General features: G+C 63.9%; 12 protein-coding genes. 9 read left to right on the top strand and 3 right to left on the bottom strand.

Annotated elements, in window-relative coordinates:
* Positions 1–17 precede the first annotated feature (17 nt).
* The 3 genes from QR290_RS19750 (at position 18) to QR290_RS19740 (ending at position 1568) form a co-directional block, all read left to right on the top strand.
* Positions 18–506 (top strand): DMT family transporter, encoded by a 489-nt coding sequence (locus QR290_RS19750; RefSeq protein ID WP_115078582.1) that lies wholly within the window; start codon positions 18–20, stop codon positions 504–506.
* A 4-nt stretch (positions 507–510) separates the two neighbouring features.
* Positions 511–966 (top strand): DMT family transporter, encoded by a 456-nt coding sequence (locus tag QR290_RS19745; RefSeq protein ID WP_289203409.1) that lies wholly within the window; start codon positions 511–513, stop codon positions 964–966.
* 434 nt (positions 967–1400) lie between these two features.
* Positions 1401–1568, top strand: a complete 168-nt coding sequence (locus QR290_RS19740) for a metallothionein (RefSeq protein WP_074689145.1) — start codon at positions 1401–1403, stop codon at positions 1566–1568.
* Between the two features lie 23 nt (positions 1569–1591).
* On the opposite strand, the gene QR290_RS19735 is transcribed toward QR290_RS19740, so the two are convergent.
* Both QR290_RS19735 and QR290_RS19730 read right to left on the bottom strand, forming a co-directional pair.
* Positions 1592–1864 carry a hypothetical protein gene (locus tag QR290_RS19735; RefSeq protein WP_115078580.1) on the bottom strand — a complete coding sequence of 91 codons (273 nt, stop codon included), beginning with the start codon at positions 1862–1864 and terminating at the stop codon, positions 1592–1594.
* A gap of 38 nt (positions 1865–1902) precedes the next feature.
* Positions 1903–2130 (bottom strand): DUF6555 family protein, encoded by a 228-nt coding sequence (locus QR290_RS19730; RefSeq protein ID WP_115078579.1) that lies wholly within the window; start codon positions 2128–2130, stop codon positions 1903–1905.
* A gap of 137 nt (positions 2131–2267) precedes the next feature.
* Here QR290_RS19730 and QR290_RS19725 point away from each other — a divergent pair, with 137 nt between their 5' ends.
* From QR290_RS19725 to QR290_RS19715, 3 genes are all read left to right on the top strand, one after another.
* Positions 2268–3056, top strand: coding sequence for an AraC family transcriptional regulator (locus tag QR290_RS19725; RefSeq protein ID WP_007958997.1), 789 nt, complete (start codon positions 2268–2270; stop codon positions 3054–3056).
* A gap of 89 nt (positions 3057–3145) precedes the next feature.
* Complete coding sequence (locus QR290_RS19720) at positions 3146–3319, top strand: DUF1427 family protein (protein ID WP_007958996.1); 174 nt, start codon at positions 3146–3148, stop codon at positions 3317–3319.
* 31 nt (positions 3320–3350) lie between these two features.
* A complete protein-coding gene (locus QR290_RS19715) occupies positions 3351–4307 on the top strand; it encodes a quinone oxidoreductase family protein (protein WP_289203408.1) in 957 nt (318 codons plus the stop codon).
* Positions 4308–4448: 141 nt separating this feature from the next.
* Here QR290_RS19715 and QR290_RS19710 read toward each other — a convergent pair whose 3' ends face one another.
* Positions 4449–5408: a nucleoside-specific channel-forming protein Tsx gene (locus tag QR290_RS19710; RefSeq protein WP_289203407.1), complete on the bottom strand. Its 960-nt coding sequence runs from the start codon at positions 5406–5408 to the stop codon at positions 4449–4451.
* A gap of 318 nt (positions 5409–5726) precedes the next feature.
* Here QR290_RS19710 and QR290_RS19705 point away from each other — a divergent pair, with 318 nt between their 5' ends.
* From QR290_RS19705 to mnmH, 3 genes are all read left to right on the top strand, one after another.
* Positions 5727–16244, top strand: a complete 10518-nt coding sequence (locus QR290_RS19705; protein WP_289203406.1) for an autotransporter-associated beta strand repeat-containing protein — start codon at positions 5727–5729, stop codon at positions 16242–16244.
* Positions 16245–16342: 98 nt separating this feature from the next.
* Entirely contained in the window at positions 16343–17377 is a 1035-nt protein-coding gene (gene selD / locus QR290_RS19700; protein WP_007958990.1) for a selenide, water dikinase SelD, read from the top strand.
* Entirely contained in the window at positions 17377–18480 is a 1104-nt protein-coding gene (gene mnmH, locus QR290_RS19695; protein ID WP_289203405.1) for a tRNA 2-selenouridine(34) synthase MnmH, read from the top strand. Before selD ends, mnmH begins: the two co-directional genes overlap by 1 nt.
* Positions 18481–18496: the final 16 nt, after the last annotated feature.

Raw genomic sequence — 18496 nt, 5'->3', positions numbered from 1 at the left:
CTTCAGAGGTTTTTCAGATGCAGTCGTTTGATGAAGTGAGTGCCGCGCCGGCCCCAGTCGCCCGGCCCGGTTTGCGCTTGTTGCTGTTGCCGTTGGTGATTCTGGCCGGCATGGGTTTGTCGGTGGAGGCCGGGTTGCTCGGGCCGCTGGGTGAGCAGGTCGGGCATTTGTGGGCGACCTTGAGTATCTTCGGGGTCGGGTCGGCGATTCTGTTTTTGCTGTTGCTGTTTGCGGGGCCGCAGAAGGGGCCGGCGCTGACGGATCTGCCGCGCTGGCAGTTGATCGGCGGTTTTCTGGGGCCGATGTATGTGGTGGTGCTGACGCTGGCAACGCCGCACATCGGGATTGCGATGACGATGATTGCGATTTTGTCGGGGCAGGTGGGCAAGAGTGTGTTGATTGACCATTTCGGGTGGTTCGGGGCTACGCGCAAGAAGGTCAATGCTGAGCGGTGGCTGGCGTTGGGGTTGATTGTGGCGGCACTGATTTTGATTGCGCGAGGTTGATGCGATGAGTCTGGTTATTTTGTTGGCGGTGGTGTTGTTGGCCGGTGCGGTGCTGAGTGTGCAGGCGGCGATCAATGGGCGTCTTGGGGAAACCGTTGGTGTGTTGCGCAGCAGTTTGTTGACGTTTGTCGTCGGCGCTGTGAGCACGGGGCTGTTGATTCTGTTTTTCGAACCGGCTCATGCGGTCAGCCTGCTGGACGTGCCGAAGTGGCAGTTGAGTGGGGCCCTGTTTGGGGTGGTTTATATGATGGTCATGGTTGGTGCGGTGCCGCGGGTGGGGACGGCTGTGGCGACGGTGGCGGTGATTGTCGGGCAGCTTGGAATGGGGATGTTGATCGATAATTTTGGGTGGTTGGGGAATCCGGCGATTGAGCTGTCTTCGAGTCGGGTTTTGGCGATGGTCTGTCTCGGGCTGGCGCTGGTATTCATGTACCGCAGTAGCGTGCGCCAGGCCGTTTGAGCTTGGCGGCCTTCGGGCCGACCATGCTCTTGGGGTTTTGGGTGAATATCCGTTTCTTCTGGGGTGGCCGCCGGCGGTTTCGCCCTGACGGCGACTCACTTTTTTGACAAACGCCTCAAAAAAGTAAGCAAAAAAGGGCTCGTCCCGGCGTTCGGCCCTCGCAGGCTCGGGTTCCTTCGCTCCGGTGTCCATCCGGGGGCATCGACTTCGTCGATGAGTTCGGCTTCGCCGCACGGCACTACGTGCCAATCCCCGGATGGACACCTCCACTCAGCCTTCCGAAGGGACGGGTGGATCAAGATCAAGAGCTTTGTCGAGCTAACGCTCATCCTTGGGGCAGGCGGGCGGGTACTCGCTCACTGCAGCACCTTCTACACTGGTAGCACGGCTTGTTCTTTCAGCCTCAGACAACCACCACCAAAGGAGTCTGTTCCATGGCAGATAGAAAATGCGATTGTCCGGGATGTCGTTGCACGATCAAGGAGGGTGAGCATTCTTATGTGGCGCACGGTAAGCATTATTGCTGTGAGGCCTGTGCGCATCATCACAAGAGTGGCGAGGAGTGTTCTGGCAAGGGTTGCCAGTGCGCGCACCCGAAATAACGGGCTGCATGAAAAAGTGGAGCCTAATCAGGCTCCACTTGCAGTTTCAGGCTGTCGTCGTCCAGGCGTTCGGTATGGAGGACGGTGCCTTGCAGGCGTCGGCCGGAGACTCTGACGTCGACGGTAACGGCCTGTTCGAGGTCTTCCGGCTGTGGGGCCGGGACGCGCAGGGCGAAGCAGTAGGGGTCGTTTTCGACGGGTTCCAGGCCAACCGGGCAGTCGATGCTTCTGGTGACTCGGCCGGATGCGGTGTCCAGGCCGTAGTCCAGGTGCGCCGGGCTGTTGATGGTTGTCATGTGTGTCCCCCCGAAAGTGTTCCCACCTGCGCCCAAGCTTAGCTCGCCGGTCGCCATGTGACGTTTTCCACGCCGAATTTTTCTGCCATAGGCTTGCTGGTCTTTTGCACTTTCTCCCGGCCGAAACGCGGGATGCGGCCGACCCCTGCGTCGCAGCTTGCCCAATGCCACGCCTCGGTGTTGTCCATTTTGTCCGAACGGATAATGAACGACTTTGGCGCGCCGTGAAGGGTGTATTCGATGACAAACAGTTTTGCGTTGTTCATAAAGCCCGTCTTCCTCCCTGTGGTAATAGAAGGATCGCTGCGCACCGGGAAAATTCACTCGGATTGTCCGACGGTATCTATCAATGGCGAGGGACGGGGCGCACTGGTTACCATGGCGTTTCCGTCAAACCCGATGAATGTTCGCCATGGCCCTCGCTGCGCCCCCTGATCTGAGTGATACCGATGTGCCGGTGCAGCCGCTGGCGCGCACGTATCCGCGCGGGTTGTTCATCGAGCCGCATGAGCATGTGTGGGGGCAGTTGCTATATGCGATGAGCGGGGTGATGTGGGTCGAGACGCCGCATGAGGCGCTGGTGGTGCCGCCGCAACGGGCGGTGTGGTTGCCGCCGGGGGTGCCGCACGGGATTCGGGTGGTGTCGGATTTGCAGATGCGCAATATCTACCTGCGCCCGGCGTTGGCGGCGACGCTGGATGAGACGGTGCAGGTGATTGAGGTCGGCGGTTTGCTGCGTGAGTTGATCGTCGGGCTGGTGGCGCAGGGCGACAGCGGTGATGCCGAGTATTACGAGGCGCTGGTCGGGTTGGCGCTGCTGGAGCTGAAACGTGCAAGGCGTTCGCAGTTGAAGATCCCGTTGCCGGACGATGCCGACCGGCGGTTGATGAGTCTGTGTCAGGCGGTGATGGCCGCGCCGTCGCTGGACATTCCTTTCGAGCAGCATGCCGAGAACGCCGGAGCGAGCGTGCGAACGTTGGCGCGGTTGTTCAAGGAAGGTCTGGGCATGGGCTTCGCCGAATGGCGGCGTCAGGTGCAGTTGGCGACGGCGGTTGCCGAGTTGATTCAAGGCGTGCCGGTCAGCGCGATTGCCCGCGAGCTGGGTTATTCGCCGAGCAGTTTCAGCGACATGTTCCGCCGGGAGCTGGGTGTCGCGCCTTCGCAATTCGATGGTGGGCCGCTCGCCGGCTGATTTGGCAGAAATTCAGAAGTCCTTGGCCGATGCCGGTCGCAGCCTTTCCCTAGACTTTGCCCATTCCCTTTGTGTGGCGGAGTGATCCCATGAATTACCTGATTTCACTGGGCGTCGGTCTGGGTGTCGGCCTGCTGTATGGCGCGCTGGATGTCCGTTCTCCGGCGCCGCCGACCATCGCGCTGGTGGGCCTGCTGGGCATGCTGGCGGGCGAGCAGTTGTGGCCGATGGGCCGGCAACTGGTCAGTGGCTGGCTGTCCTGAGTCCTGTCTTTTTCCTTCGATGGAGATTTCCATGAAAGCACTGCAATTCGATAAAACCGGCGACCTGTCTTCCCTGCGCTTCGTCGAGGTGCCGACGCCGGTGCCGGGCGCTGACGAGATACTGGTGCAGATCAAGGCCGCGGGCCTCAATCCCAGCGATGTGAAGAACGTGCTCGGACGCTTCCCGTACACCACGCTGCCGCGCATTCCCGGTCGGGATTTTGCCGGTGTGGTGGTCGAAGGGCCGCAAGCGTTGATCGGTCAGGAGGTCTGGGGCACCGGGCGTGAACTGGGCTTTTTCGCCGATGGCTCCCATGCGCAGTTCGTCAAGCTGCCGGCCAATGGCGTGGCGCACAAGCCTTCGCATTTGAGCTTCACTCAGGCCGCGAGCCTTGGTGTGCCTTACACCACGGCGTGGGATGCGCTGGAACGCAGTCTGGTCAGTGCAGAAACCCGTTTGCTGGTGATCGGTGGCGGGGCGGTGGCGACCGCGGCATTGGCGTTGGCCAAGGTGCGCGGCGCGCAGTTGCTGGCGGCGGCGCGGCGGCCGGAGCAGGTCAAGGACTTGCAGGCTCAGGGCTATCAGACGATTCAGCTGGACAAGCCCGAGGATCTGGGCGCGCAGGTCAACGCCGTGTATCGCGGCGGTGCCGACGTGATTTTCGACACCACCGGTTTCTGGCTGCCGGCCTCGGTCGCGGCGCTGGCGACCTTCGGGCGGATCGCGATCATCGCTGCGCCAGTCGATGGGCATGTGCAGTTGCCGGCGCTGGCGCTGTATCGCAAGGGCGGTTCGGTGGTCGGCATCAACTCGTTGCTGTACGGCGTTGAAGCCTGCGCGGCGATGCTCGAGCAGTTCGGCCGGTTCTTCGACGAAGACCTGCTGCCACTGCCACAAGGGCTGGTCGAAGCGCCGCTGGCCGAGGGGCTGGCGCGTTATGCCGATGTGAATCAGGGCAGTGGCGACAAGGTCATCCTGATTCCCTGAGTCCTCAGAAATAGTGACAAGCCCTGTGGGAGTTAGCCTGCTAGCGAAAGCGCGTGTTCAGTCGACGAAAATATTGACTGTGCTGACGCCATCGCTAGCAGGCTAGCTCCCACATTGTTTTTCGGCGGTTTCACAATTGCTTTAGAACTGATAACCGACGCCGGCGTAGTAACCCCAGCCATTGGAACGCGCGCGGAAATTGCCGTCGCCGAAGTTCAACTCGCTGCCGTCCTCCCAGTTGCCGCCGTTGTGGAAGTAACGACCGACCAGGGTGAAGCGCAAGTGGGTGAACGAGTACAGCAAGACGTTGGTTGCCACCGTGGCATTGGCGGTGCGTGCCGGGTTGTCCTTGTGCAGGTCCGAGCCGAAATCGAAGTTGGTGAAGCCGATGTAAGTCAGCGAGGCGCCGTTGCTGAACTTGTCGATCGGCACGATGTACTTGAGCTGCGCGCGGTAGCCGTCCCACGAATATTCGTTGCTGGCGCCGTAGTTTTCCCATTGATAGCGCCCGTACAGATTGGCCGACAGATTGACCCGCGAATGGGTGTCGATGTCGGTGCCGAAACCGCTGTACAGCGTGTTGGCGCGGTTCTCTTTACGGCTGCCGTGGTCGTAGATCCAGTCGAACGCCACGTACCATTCCTTGAACGGCCCGATGGCCAGGCTGCGGCCGGCGAGGTAGTCGATGGAGATGCGCGGCTCGTGCTCCATGAACACCGGCGAGCCATGGTCCCACACGCCTTTGTCGTGACTGTTGCCGATGTTGAAGATCTTCGGAATGTCGATGTAGCCGTACAGCTCGAACGGGCCCTTGCGCCCGAAGTACTCGTATTCCAGATAGATATCGTCGGCCGGTTGCGGGCCGAAGCTGATGTCCTTGCTGCCGATCAGCATCAGGTCCTGGTTGTACCAGTCCGACAGGTACGCGCCTTTTTTCGGCGGGCTGGCTTCGGGACTGAGGGCTTCGCCCTGGGCGGATTCATCGGGCAGGGCAGGCTGCGCCAGTGTGGTCTGACTGAGAACTCCGGTAACGCCGGCCAGTAGCAGGGAAACAGCAAAGGTACGCACACCGCGACGGCGGTGGCAGGAAGAAACGTGCATTCAAAGTCCTTTTTGCGGATCGGCCCCGTAACGGCGGGGTGGTGCGATTGTGAAGTGAAAGTGTCGGGATTGACGCTTCGCAAACGTTTGCACAACTCATACCAGTTTTGCCGTGAACACCTGATGGATCCTTATTCCTGAAGGCTCTATCACAAAAGTATTAATGCCATTTAACCAATGTCCCATTGCAGGGCATCAACTAGCGTGTGTCGGGAATGAAACGGTTTTGTGATGGCCGTCGCACTCTTGATACGCGTGTTCAATCGACCTGCCGTTGCGCGCAATCAAGGATGAAATTGACCACGAAAGGAGTAACCCGTGGAAGCAAGGTTTGGTGTCGCCCTCGTTTCGCGTTTTTCCCCACTGTCCCTTGCTGTGCATCTGAGCGTCGCCGGACTCTTGTTCGGCGGTGTCAGCGAGCAGGCGTTCGCCACCTGTTCGGCGGCGGGCTCCACGATTACCTGTTCAGGCGTCCCGACGCTGCCGCTGTTTCTCAATGACTACAGCAGTGCCACCAGCGGCCTGACGGTTAACGTCACCAACGGCGCGCAGATGAACGCGACGCTGGGCGGCAAGGTGATCAACCTGACCGGGGCCAACATCAACCTGAACAACTCCGGCACCCTCGACCCGGCCTTGCTCGGCCTGGTCTCGATCCTCAGTGGCGGTGCGTTCATCGGCACCGGCGCGACCAGCACGATCAGCATCGCCAACAACACCACTGGGCTCATTCGCGGCACTGGCATGTTGCTCGGCCTCAACCTGACCAGCATCGACGGTCTGGGGATCGGCGTGAACAACTCGGTGTCGGGCACCACGACCATCACCAACGATGGCACGATTACCTCCACCGGGCTGTCGGTCGGCGGCATCACCCTGGCCGATACACCAGTGGTCGGGATATATGGCGGTTCGCAGGTCAACATGACCAACAGTGCCAGCGGCACGATCAACGGCCGGATGGCGTTCGAAACGTCAGTGGCGGGCAACACCTTCACCAACGCCGGTAACATCACCGGCGGTTTGTCGATGGGGGCGGGCAGCACCAACACCTTCTACGCGATCACCGGTTCCAGCGTTAACGTCGGCGACGGCGTGCAAGTGTCCGTCGGTCTCGGTGGTCTGATCGGCATCAACCTGACCTTCGCCCCGACCGGTACGATCGATGGCGGCGCGGCCGGCACCAACACGCTGATCCTGCAAAACCCGATCGGCCTCGGTGGCGGCACCACCGGCACCGGCACGGCGTCCAGCGCGACCTACGTCAACTTCAACAACCTGACCCTCAACAGCGGCACCTGGACTTTGCAGGGGCCGTTGGTCAGCGGCGCGACCACCCTCAATGGCGGTGTTGCGCAGTTCAACGACAACGCGGCGTTCGGCAGCGGTGTGCTGACATCCAACGGCGGGATTCTCCAGGCCAGCAATGCCGGTTTGACGCTGGCCAACCAGATCAACCTGGGCGGGACTGGCCTGACCCTGCAGGGCATCAACGGCATGACCCTCAACGGGGTGATTTCCGGCACGGGCGGCCTGACCAAGATCGGCAGCGGCCAGATCAACCTCAACGGCATCAACACCTACACTGGCAATACCGTGCTCAACGGCGGTGTGGTGCTGGTGGGTAACAATCAGGCGTTCAGCACCGGGGGCATCACCGTTGGCGGTTCTTCGAGTATTTCGGCAACGTCGCCGATTTCGCTGGCCAACGCGATCACCCTCAACAGCACCCTGACCGCAACCGGCACCGGTGCGCTGACCCTGGGCGGGGTGATCAGCGGCGCCGCCAACCTGACCAAAACCGGCAGCGGCAGCCTGACCCTCAACGGCATCAACACCTACACCGGGATCACCAGCCTCAGCGCCGGCACCTTGCGCGTGGGCAACAACAACGCCCTGGGCACCGGGGTCCTCAACACCAGCAACGGCACCAGCCTCGACAGCACCGGCAACGTGACCCTGGCCAACAACGTCGGCATCACCGGTGCGTTGAACGTGCTCGGCAGCAACGCCCTGACCTTGGCCGGCATCGTGTCCGGCACCGGCGCGATCACCAAAAGCGGCAGCGCCAGCCTGACCCTGACCGGCAACAACACCAACAGCGGCACCACCGCGCTCAACGGTGGTACTTTGCTCGTCGGCAGCAACACCGCACTCGGCACCGGCGCATTGAACGCGGCGGCCGGCACCACGCTGGATGCGACCACGGCGGTAACCCTGGCCAACGCGGTGGCGCTGGCAGGCGGGCTGACCATCGGCGGCACCCAGGCATTGGGCCTGAGCGGTGTCATCAGTGGCGCTGGCAACTTGCTCAAAGGTGGCACCGCAAACCTGACCCTCAGCGGCAACAACACTTTCTCCGGCGGCACCGCGCTGAACAGCGGGACGCTGATCGTCGGCTCCAACACCGCGCTCGGTACCGGCGCACTGACCACGGCGGCGGGCACCACCCTCGACGCCAGCACCACCGTGGCGCTGAGCAACGCGGTCGCCCTCGGCGGCAACCTCAACATTGCCGGCAACGCCAACCTGACCCTCGGCGGTGTGGTCAGCGGCAGCGGCGGGCTGACTAAGAATGGCGCGGCCAACCTGATTCTCAACGGCGCCAACACCTTCAGCGGCGGCACCACCCTCAACGCCGGCTCCCTGACCGTCGGCAACGCCGCCGCGCTGGGCAGCGGCGCCCTCACTGTCGCCAGCGCCGCGACCCTCGACAGCAACACCTCGGTCATCCTCAACAACAACGTCGCGCTCAACGGCAACCTGTCCATCGGCGGCAGCAACGGCATGATCCTCGGCGGCGTGCTCAGCGGCGCCAGTCAGTTGATCAAGAACGGCACGGCCAACCTGACCCTCAACGGCGCCAACACCTTCACCGGCGGCACCGCGCTCAACGCCGGCAGTCTGACCGTCGGCAACGGCGCGGCACTCGGCATCGGCACGCTGACCGTGGGAGGGAGTGCAACACTCAACAGCAGCGCCAACGTGACGCTGAACAACGCGATTGCGCTGAACGCCAACTTGACTGCCGGCGGCGCCAACCCGCTGACCCTCGGCGGCGTGATCAGCGGCGGCAGCAACCTGATCAAGACCGGCTCCTCGACCCTGACCCTGACCGGCAACAACACCTACACCGGCTCTACGTCGCTGAACGCCGGGACCCTGATCGTCGGCTCCAACACCGCCCTCGGCACCGGCATCCTCAACGCCGGCAACAACACCACGCTGGACGCCAGCACCGCGACCAGCCTGGCCAACAACGTCAACCTCGGTGGCAACGTGACCATCGGCGGCAGCAACGCGCTGACGCTCGCGGGCGTGGTCTCCGGGGTCGGTGGCCTGACCAAAAGCGGCCCCGCCGACCTGATTCTCAACGGCGCCAACACCTACTTCGGCAACACCGCGCTGAACGTCGGCAAGCTGATTGTCGGCAGCAACACCGCGCTGGGCAGCGGTGCGCTGAACGCGGCAGCCGGCACCACGCTGGACACCAACACTGCCGTCACGCTGGGCAACCAGGTCAACCTCGCTGGTGCGATGAACATCGGTGGCAGCGCCGATCTGACCCTCACCGGTACCGTCGCCGGTGCCGGCAGCCTGGTGAAAAACGGCGCGGCCAATCTCAACCTCAACGGCACCAACACCTACGTCGGCGGCACCACCCTGAACGCCGGTACGGTGACTGTCGGCAACAGTTCGGCGATCGGCACCGGTGCGTTGACCGTCGGCGGTGCGGCAACCCTCGACAGCAGTTCGCCGCTGGTCAGCCTGGCCAACGCGGTCGTACTGAATGCGGCGCTGAGCGTCGGTGGCACCCAGGACCTGACCCTCGGCGGTGTGATCAGCGGCGCAGGCCAGTTGATCAAGAACGGCGCGGCCAATCTGACCGTCAACGGCACCAACACCTTCAGCGGCGGCTCCACGCTCAACGCGGGCACGCTGACACTGGGCTCGGCCGCTGCATTGGGCAGTGGCGGCCTGACCGTCGGTGGCGCTTCGACGCTGGATACCAGCACCGGCATGAGCGTCGGTAATAACATCACCCTCAACGCCGGCCTGACCCTGGCCGGCAGCAACACCTTGAACCTCAGCGGCGTCATCGATGGCGCCGGCAGCCTCACCAAGGACGGCTTCGGCGATCTGACGCTCAGTGGCAACAACACCTTCACCGGTGCGCTGAACATTGCTTCCGGCAGCGTCACCACCGTGAGCAGCGGGGCGCTGGGCAACACCTCCGGCGCCAACATCAGCGCCGGTGCGAATCTCTTTCTCAACAGCAGCGCCAGCCTCAACGGGCTGAGCGGCAGTGGCAGCGTGCAGGTCGCCGGCGGCAACACCCTGACCGTGGGCGGCGTGAGCAGCACCAGCACCTTCGACGGCGATCTCGGTGGCAGCGGTACCCTGACCAAAGTCGGTACCGGGACGCTGAACCTCACCGGCAGCAGCGGTATCACCGGCAACACCAACGTCAACGCCGGTACGCTGAACCTTACCGGTTCGCTGGCCAGCAACCAGCTCAACGTCAACAACGGTGCGACCCTAACGGGTACCGGTTCGGCGCTTGGCGTGATCACCGTCAATAGCGGTGGTCATCTGGCGTTGTCTTCGGGCAATACCTTGTCCACCTCGTCGCTGATCCTCACCGCCAACAGCAATGTTGACGCGAGTCTCGCCACGCCATCGACCAGTTCGCTGATGAACATCGGCGGCAACCTGACCCTCGACGGTAACCTCAACGTCACCGATGCCGGCGGGTTTGGCGTCGGGGTCTATCGCCTGTTCAACTACATCGGCGCGCTGACCGACAACGGCCTGACCGTGGCCGGTGTGCCGGTGGGTTACGGCCTCGGCGACATCCTCGTGCAGACGCTGGGTAACCAGGTGAATCTGGTGGTGTCGGCACCGAACACCAACCTGCGTTTCTGGGACGGCAGCCAGACGATCGCCAACGGCACCGTGGATGGCGGCACTGGCACATGGAATGCCGGTGGTACCAACTGGACCAATTCCAGCGGCACGGTGAACCAGACCTGGGCCGGCGACTTCGCGGTGTTCCAGGGCACGGCGGGCACGGTGTCGGTCAACGGCACGCAACTGTTCACCGGTATGCAGTTCCTCACTGATGGCTACAACGTGATCAATGGTTCGTCGGGACTGCTGACCGCCGTCAACGGCACCGGCGGCACCACGGCGATGCGCGTTGATCCGGGCGTGACCGCCACGGTCGGCGTGAACATCAACGGCAGCGGCATTCTCAACAAACTCGACGCCGGCACTCTGGTGCTCAACGGCGCCAACAGCTACACCGGCGGCACGCAACTGGACGGCGGCACCCTGGTGGTCGGCAGCAACACCGCACTGGGCACTGGCGCGTTGATCGCCAACGCCGGCACGCAACTCGGCAGCAACACCGCCGTGACCCTGGCCAACGCCGCCACGCTCAACGGCAACCTGACGATCCTCGGCAGCAATGCGCTGACCCTCAACGGTGTCATTTCCGGCACAGGCGGCTTGATCAAGAACGGTTCGGCCAGCCTGACCCTCGGCGGCAACAACGCCTTCCTCGGGCCGGTGGCACTGAACGCGGGCGGACTGGTTCTGGCGTCGAACAGCGCGCTGGGTTCGGCCACCCTGAACGCAGCGAACGGCACCACCCTGGATGCCAGCGGCGCTTTCTCGGCGAGTAATGCGATCAACCTGGCGGGCAACCTCGGCATCGTCGGCAGCAACGATCTGACGCTGAGCGGAGCGATCAACGGCGCCGGCAGCCTGACCAAGAACGGCGCGGCCAACCTGATCCTCAGCGGGGCCAACAACTTCCTCGGCGGCATCACCCTCAACGCCGGCACCCTGACCGCCGGCAGCAACGGCGCTCTCGGTCTGGGCAACCTGACCGTGGCCGGTGCCTCGGCGCTGGACAGCAACACCTCGGTGTCGCTGGGCAACAACGTGGTGCTCAACGCCAATCTGACCAATACCGGCAACAGCGACGTGGCCCTCAGCGGAGTGGTCAGCGGTACCGGCGGTCTGATCAAGAACGGCGCCTCGAACCTGACCCTCAACGGCATCAACACCTACAGCGGCGGCACCACGCTGAACGCCGGCACCGTGACCCTCGGCACCTCGGCGGGCCTGGGCTCCGGCGCGGTGACCGTGGCGGGCGCCTCGACGCTCGACACCACGGCGCCGCTGGTGCTGGCCAACAACCTCAACGTCAATGCCAACCTCAGAGTGGCCGGCAACAACAACCTGACGCTCGGCGGCGTGATCGCCGGGGCCGGCACCCTGACCAAGAACGGTCTGGCCGACCTGACGCTGACCGGCAACAACACCTTCAGCGGCACTTTCGATGTGCAGTCCGGCAGCCTGACCACCCTGGGCAACTCGGCACTGGGCAGCAACGCCGGGGTCAATCTCGGCGCTGCGGCGACCCTCAACCTCGGCGGCTCCGGCAGTCTCGCCAGCCTGACCGGTAGCGGTACCGCGCTGATCGGCGGCGGCAACACGCTGAGCATCGGCGGCAACAACGCCAGCAGCATTTTCGACGGCGTACTTACCGGCACCGGCGAACTGAGCAAACTCGGCACCGGCACGCTGACCCTGACCGGCCTCAATAGCCTGACCGGCAACACCACGGTCAATGCCGGCACCTTGAATGTCAGCGGCTCGCTGGACAGCGCCAGTGTGCTGGTCAACAGCGGCGGCACCCTGACCGGCGGCGGCTCGCTCGGTGGGGCGGTGACCGTGGCGGATGGCGGTCATCTGGCCGGCGCCACCGGCAGTACGCTGTCGGTGAATTCGCTGGTGTTCAACGCCAACTCCAACTTCGATGTCGGCCTCGGCACTCCGGTGTCCGGTGGCGGCAACGCGCTGGTCAATGTCGGCGGCAACCTGACCCTTGACGGCACCCTCAACGTCAGCGACATCGGCGGTTTCGGCAGCGGCGTGTATCGCTTGATCAATTACACCGGCGGTCTGACCGACAACGGCATGCTGATCGGCACCGTGCCGGGCAGTGTCACGCCGGGCGACCTGACCCTGCAGACCGCGCTGGCCAACCAGATCAACCTGCTGGTCACCGCACCGGGCGTCACCGTGCAGTTCTGGGACGGCAATCAACTCGTCGCCAACGGTTCGGTGGATGGCGGCAGTGGCACCTGGGGCACCGGCACCACCAACTGGACCGACGTCAACGGCACCACCAATCAGGCCTGGACCAACAGCTTCGCGGTGTTCCAGGGTGCGGCGGGCACCGTCACGGTGAACGGCGCCCAAACCATCACCGGCATGCAGTTCGTCACCGATGGCTACAGCCTGCAGAACGGCACGGCCGGCTCGCTGAATCTGGTCAACGGATCGCTGGGCAATGCCACCGTGCGGGTCGACCCGAACGTCACCGCCACCGTGGGCGTGGCGCTCAACGGCGCCGGCACACTGGGCAAATACGACACCGGCACCCTGGTGCTCAACGCCGCCAACGGCTACACCGGCGGCACCGCGCTCAACGGCGGCAAGATCGTGGTCGGCAACAACGCGGCCCTCGGCACCGGCGTGTTGACCGCCGCCAACGGCACGGCGCTGGACAGCAACACAGCGGTCAACCTGGCCAACGCCGTGGTGCTCAACGGCGGACTTACTGTCGCCGGCTCCAACGCATTGACCCTCGGCGGTGTGGTCAGCGGCAGCGGCAGTCTGATCAAGACCGGCGCATCGAGCCTGACCCTCAACGGCAGCAACACTTACAGCGGCGGCACTCAACTGTCCGGCGGCTCGCTGATCCTGGGCAACAACAGCGCGATCAGCAGCGGCGCCCTCAGCGTGCTCGGCAACGGCACCCTCGACAGCACCTCTGCGCTGCAACTGGCCAACGCCATCAACCTGGGTGCGCAACTGACCCTGGCCGGCAACCAGAACACCACGCTGATCGGCGCGATCACCGGCAGCGGCAGTCTGGTGAAAAACGGCAGCGGTGATCTCGTGCTCAGTGGCGCCAACACCTACGGCGGCGGCACGACGCTGAACGGCGGCAGCACCCGTGGCGACACCAGCAGCCTGCAAGGCGCCATCGTCAACAACGCGACGCTGACCTTCGAGCAGAACAGCGACGGCAGCTACACCGGCAATCTGACGGGCGCCGGCACACTCAACAAAACCGGCACCGGCGCCTTGCTGCTGACCGGCAACAACACCTTCACCGGCAACACCGCGGTGCAGGCCGGTTCACTGAACGTCAACGGTGTGCTCAACAGTGCTAGCGTCAACGTTGCCAGCGGGGCGAAGATCGGCGGCAGCGGCGTATTCGCCGGCGCCGTGCAACTGGCCAACGGTGCGACGCTGACCGGCGGCGGCACTGCTACGCCGCTGTCGGTCGGTTCGCTGGCGTTGTCATCGGGCACCAACCTGGACTTCTCCCTCGGTTCGGCAGCCAGTTCCACCACGGTGGTCAACGTCGCCGGCAACCTCACCCTCGACGGCACGCTGAACATCAGCAATGCCGGGGGCTTTGGTACCGGGGTCTATCAACTGTTCAGCTACGGCGGCAGCCTGACCAACAACGGTCTGGTCTACGGCAGCCTGCCGGTGTCGGCGGCCAATCTGACCCTGCAGACCGCGCTGGCCAATCAGGTCAACCTGTTGGTGCAAAACACGCCAGGTGAAGTGCAGTTCTGGAACGGTGGCAAAACCAACCCGGACGGCAGCATCGGTGGCGGCAGTGGCGTGTGGGGGCCGAACACCAACTGGACCGATCCGAGCGGTACCCAGGCGCTGGCGTCGAACGGTCAGTTCGCCGTGTTCGGCGGGCAGAGCGGGACGGTCACCGTGCAAGGCAATCAGAACTTCACCGGGTTGCAGTTCCTCTCCAGCGGTTACAGCCTGGTGCCAGGCGCTGGCGGTACGCTGACCCCGGTCAACGGCCCGGGCGGCAGCCTCGCGCCGGTACGGGTGAATGCCGGTGGCAGTACGGAAATCTCCGTTCCGCTGGTGGGCAGTGGCGGCATCGAGAAGCTGGATTCCGGCACTCTGGTTCTCAGCGGCGCCAACACCTACAGCGGCGGCACCACCGTCAGCGGCGGTACGCTGATCGGTAATACCCTCAGCCTGCAAGGCAACATCCTCGACAACGCATCGCTGGTGTTCCAGCAAAACGCCAATGGCCAGTTCAACGGTGTGCTCAGTGGCACCGGTGCCTTGGCCAAACGGGGTGCCGGAACCCTGCTGTTGACCGGCGATCAGCCGTTCAGCGGCACCGTTGCGGTCGATCAGGGCGTGCTGCAAGTCGGCAGCCGCTCGGCTCGCGCGTCCCTCGGCGGGCAGATCACAGTGGCCAACGGCGCCGGCTTGAGCGGTAACGGCAGTGTCGGTTCGGTGGTCAACCACGGTGTGGTGCAATCGGGTGCCGAGGCTGGCACCTTGAGTGTCGCCGGCAACCTGACCAACGCCGCCGACGGTGTGTTGGCCCTGACCGTCAGCTCGCCGACCGCCACACCGCTGGCAGTCGGTGGTACCGCCGCGCTGGGCGGCGGTCTGCAGGTCAACAGCCTGGCACCGTTCACCGGCAATACCGTGTACTCGCTGATCACTGCCGGTGGCGGGGTGACCGGCACCTTCAGCGCCGCCGATCTGCCGCAATACGCGTTCCTGAATACTGCGCTGGTGTACGACGCCAACGCGGTGAATCTGGTGGTCAGCCGCAACGGCAACTCGTTCGTCGACGTCGCCGCCACCCGCAACCAGCGCAACACCGCTTCGGCGTTGATGCGCAACGGCGCGGCGGGCAGTGCGTTGCAGGGCGAAATCGTCAACCTCAGCGTGGCGGGGGCACGTAACGCCTTCGACAGCCTGTCCGGGGAAATTCATGCCAGCACCGCCAGCGCCATCCTCGAGGATTCGCGCTACGTGCGGGACGCGGTCAACGACCGTATGCGCCAGCCATCGTGCAGCTCGCCGGATGATCCACGCCGCGCCCTGGCCCCAAGCGACAACCAGCTGAGCAGCAACGGCTGCCACGGCGAAATGGTCGGCTGGGCCCGCGCACTCGGCGCCTGGGGTGAGTCGGACGGCGACAGCAACAGTGCGAAACTGGATCGCAACCTGAGCGGCTTCATGCTCGGCACCGACAAGCAGATCGACGACCAGTGGCGCGTCGGCATGGCTGCCGGTTATACCCGCAGCGATCTGGATGCCCATGATCGTCGCTCGGATGCCACGGTCGAGAGCTACCACCTGGCGGCGTACCTCAACTCGCAATTCGATGCCCTGGCAGTGCGCCTCGGTGCGGCATACAGCTGGCACGACATCGAAACCAAACGCGACATCAGCGTCGGTGCCTACAACGACCGGTTGAAGGCCAATTACGACGCCCGCAGCGCTCAGGTGTTCGGTGAAGTCGGCTATGCCATCGAAGCGGCCGGAATTGCTCTGGAACCGTTCGCCGGTCTGGCGTACGTCAACTACGACAGCGACAAGGCCAAAGAGAAAGGCGGAGTAGGGCGTCTGCGCGCCGAGTCGGATCAGGACATCACCTTCTCGACCCTGGGCGTGCGCGCCGGCAAGGTCATCACCCTGGCCAACGGCGGGCAATTCACCCCGCGCGCGGCCGTCGGCTGGCGACATGCCTTCGGCGACACCAAGCCTGACGCGGATCTGACCTTCATCGACGGCGGCGCCTCGTTCAACACCCAGGGCGTGCCGATTGCCAAGGACAGCGCAGTGGTCGAAGCAGGCGTGGACTTCCAGATCAGCCCGACCGGCAAACTTGGCATCGGCTATTCGGGGCAGCTGTCGAACGAGAGCAACGACCACGCGATGACCATCAGCTTCAGCCTTGGGTTCTGATTCAGGAGCGAAGCACTTCAGCCGCCCGCAAGGGCGGTTTTTTTTTGCCCGCCGACCCCTCTGCTAAAATCCTCCCACTGCCTCCCGGAGACTGCCCCATGACCGAGCCCATCCGTCTGACCCAATACAGCCACGGCGCCGGTTGTGGCTGCAAGATTTCGCCCAAGGTGCTGGAGGTGATTCTGGCCGGCAGCGGGGCGCAGAACCTTGATCCGAAACTGTGGGTCGGCAACGCGTCGCGCGATGATGCGGCGGTGTATGAAATCGATGCCGAGCGCGGGGTGGTCTCGACCACGGATTTTTTCATGCCGATCGTCGACGATCCGTTCGACTTCGGCCGGATCGCCGCTACCAATGCCATCAGCGACATTTACGCCATGGGCGGCGATCCGTTGATGGCGATTGCGATCCTCGGCTGGCCGGTCAACGTGCTGGCGCCGGAAGTGGCGCGGGATGTGATTCGCGGTGGACGCGCGGTGTGCGATGCGGCGGGGATTGCGCTGGCCGGCGGGCATTCGATCGATGCACCGGAGCCGATCTTCGGTCTGGCCGTCACCGGGCTGGTGGAAAAGCGCTTCATGAAACGCAACGACACCGCTACCGCCGGTTGCCTGCTGTACCTGACCAAACCGTTGGGCATCGGTATCCTCACCACCGCCGAGAAGAAGGGCAAGCTGCGCCCCGACGACATCGGTGTGGCCCGGGACTGGATGTGTACGCTGAACAAGCCCGGCAGTCGTTTCGGCAAGCTGGCCGGGGTCACCGCCATGACCGACGTCACCGGTTTCGGCCTGCTCGGGCATCTGGTGGAAATGGCTGACGGCAGTCACCTGACGGCGCGGATTTTTTATGACCGGGTACCGCGTCTGGCGAGTGTCGAGTATTACCTCGAACAGGGCTGCGTGCCGGGCGGCACTCTGCGCAATTTCGACAGTTATTCGAGCCGCGTCGGGCGGGTGCAGGAATTGCACAAACGGGTGCTGTGCGACCCGCAGACCAGCGGCGGTCTGCTGGTGGCCGTCACCCCCGAAGGCAATGCCGAATTCCTCGCCGTCGCTGCCGAACTGGGCCTGACACTGGAACCCATCGGCGAACTGCTGGAGCGAAAGAGCACCGCCGTCGAGGTGAATTGATGGCCGCCGACTTCACCGACTACCGCGACATCTTCCTCAACGACCGACCGCTGATGGACGCCCGTGCGCCGGTCGAATTTCACAAGGGCGCGTTTCCCGGTGCGGTCAATCTGCCGCTGATGAACGACATCGAGCGGCAGCGGGTCGGCACTTGCTACAAGCATCACGGTCAGCAGGCCGCCATCAAGCTGGGCCATCAACTGGTCTCCGGCGCGGTGAAGGCTGAGCGCCTGCAAGCCTGGGCGGATTTTGCCCGGGCGCATCCCGAGGGGTTTCTGTATTGCTTTCGTGGCGGCCTGCGTTCGCAGATTGTCCAGCAGTGGCTGAAGTCGGAAGCCGGCGTCGACTACCCGCGTATCGGCGGTGGCTACAAGGCGCTGCGCGGTTTTCTGATCGACACCCTCGAATCGGCCCAGGCTGACTGTGATTTCGTGCTGCTGGGCGGCATGACCGGCACCGGCAAAACCGAAGTGCTGGTGCAACTGCGCAACAGCGTGGATCTGGAAGGTCATGCCAATCACCGGGGCTCGAGTTTCGGCAAGCGCGCCACCGGTCAGCCGTCGAACATCGATTTCGAGAACCGGCTGGCCATCGACTTCCTGAAAAAACGTGCAGCCGGCATCGATCAGTTTGTGCTCGAGGATGAGAGCCGGGTGGTGGGGAGCTGCGCGCTGCCCTTGGCGCTTTATCAGGGCATGCAGCAATACCCGATGGTCTGGCTGGAAGATCGTTTCGAGCAGCGCGTCGAGCGGATCCTGCGCGATTACGTGGTGGATTTGTCCGCCGAGTTTGAGGCGGTGCATGGGGAGGAAGGGTTCGGGCGGTTTTCCGAGCGGTTGCTGGACAGCCTCGACAATGTGCACAAGCGCCTGGGGGGCGAGCGCCATCGACGGATGCGGGTATTGATGGAGGAGGCGCTGGCGGAACAGGGCCGCAACGGAGCGGTGGACTTGCACCGTGCGTGGATCGAGGGTTTGCTGCGCGAGTATTACGACCCGATGTATGTGTTTCAGCGCGAGAAGAAGGGTGGGCGGATCGAGTTTGCGGGGGAGCGGCAGGCCGTTATCGAGTACCTGCGTCAGCGAATCAAACCCCAAGCCTGACGGGGCCCGAGCGGGC

This window comes from Pseudomonas fluorescens, from assembly GCF_030344995.1.
Lineage (GTDB): Bacteria > Pseudomonadota > Gammaproteobacteria > Pseudomonadales > Pseudomonadaceae > Aquipseudomonas > Aquipseudomonas fluorescens_BF.
This window is presented reverse-complemented; position numbering and strand designations above follow the sequence as displayed.